This is a genomic window from Vibrio sp. Vb1554 (assembly GCF_033344235.1).
In genome coordinates this window covers 1-1,587 of record NZ_JAWPOJ010000137.1, presented here as the reverse complement: position 1 = coordinate 1,587, position 1,587 = coordinate 1, and the positions used below count along the sequence as shown (strand labels likewise).

The 1,587-nt window shown below is 44.5% G+C and carries 3 protein-coding genes; all 3 read left to right on the top strand.

The features are described 5' to 3' along the window. Window positions 1-197, top strand: a 197-nt coding sequence (locus R8N28_RS24340; RefSeq protein WP_318183561.1) for a hypothetical protein, incomplete at its 5' end; no start/stop codon positions are given. After that, window positions 115-1,065, top strand: a complete 951-nt coding sequence (gene zipA / locus R8N28_RS24335) for a cell division protein ZipA (protein ID WP_005454582.1) — start codon at window positions 115-117, stop codon at window positions 1,063-1,065. The genes R8N28_RS24340 and zipA, both read left to right, overlap by 83 nt. 89 nt (window positions 1,066-1,154) lie before the next feature. Continuing rightward, the coding region (locus R8N28_RS24330; protein ID WP_412079927.1) for a DNA ligase LigA-related protein at window positions 1,155-1,587 on the top strand (433 nt) is incomplete at its 3' end.

Below are 1,587 nucleotides of genomic sequence, written 5' to 3'. Positions count from 1 at the left end.
GTTCTAAATCTACATATAGTTTTGGTAAAGTAAACGTATCATTCAGATTTATTGCACTTGGGTTGCTGCTCAAGGAATTGCGAGTAGTAAAAACAGGTATATTGAGAGTAAATAATGCAGGAATTGCGATTCGTACTCATTGTTGTTGGCGCATTAGCCATCGCGGCATTGCTGTTTCATGGTTTGTGGAGCAGTAAGAAAGAAGGCAAAGCAAAATTTGGCAACAAGCCACTTGGTAAGCTGGATGTTGACCAAGGAGATAAAGATTCGGTTGAGCAAGAGCGCAGTTTCGCTCCTGCCCCTGAAGACGATTTCGAAATCATCCGTAAAGATCGCAAAGAACCAGACTTTGGGATGGAAAATACGTTTGATAGTAAGTTTGAGGCAGATCCCTTGCTTGGTGGTGTGACAGAAGAAAAGCCTTCTGTAAAAGAAGAAGCCGAGGAAATCCCTTCTTTTGTCGCGATGAAAAACGATGTTGAAGATGTAGCAATTCAGCCGTCTGAAGTCGAAGAGCCAATGCAAGAGGTGATTGAAGAAGAGATCATGCCTTCTGCATTTGATGCGCCTAAACAAGAGATGGAAATGGTTGAAGAAGTTGCTCCTGCCGTTGTTGAACAACCAGAAGAACCAAAGCCAGAGCCGGAAATGCAAGTGATCGTGTTGAATGTTCATTGTGCGGGCGAAGAGCCATTTATTGGCACGGAACTTTTTGACAGTATGCAGCAAAATGGTCTTATCTATGGCGAGATGCATATCTTCCATCGTCATGTTGATTTATCTGGTAACGGTAAAGTGCTGTTCAGTGTGGCTAACATGATGCATCCGGGCACACTTGAGCATGGTGATCCCGCAGAGTTTTCGACGAAAGGCATTTCCTTCTTTATGACGTTGCCTTGCTATGGCGAAGCTGAGCAAAACTTCAACTTGATGTTGAGAACTGCGCAGCAGATTGCGGATGATATGGGAGGGAATGTTCTCGATGACAAGAGAAACTTAATGACTCCTGACCGTTTAGCTGCTTATCGACGCCAAATAGTTGAGTTTAATGCGGCTAACGCATAATCTTACTACCCAATTATAAAAGGGCTCCGATTGGAGCCCTTTTTCATGGATTCCCAACCTCATCGATTGACAATATACGGGGCTTTACTATGTCTGAATCAGTACATCAACGGCTAGAAGAACTCAAAGAGTCGTTGCACTACCACGCCGTTCGCTACTACGTGGAAGATAATCCAGAGATTCCAGATGCAGAATACGATCGCCTAATGCGTGAACTGCTAGAAATTGAAGCTCAACATCCTGATTTAGTGACGGTTGATTCGCCAAGTCAGCGAGTGGGGGGTAAGCCGCTTTCTGAATTTAGTCAGGTGACACACGAAGTCCCAATGTTGTCATTGGATAACGCATTCGACGACAGTGAACTCGACAGCTTTCATAAACGTGCTCAAGACCGAATCGGTGGAGAAAGCATTAAGCAGTATTGTTGTGAACCAAAGCTAGATGGCTTAGCCGTGAGTCTGCTGTATGAAAACGGTGTTTTAGTTCAAGCGGCAACGCGTGGTGATGGTACTACGGGTGAAA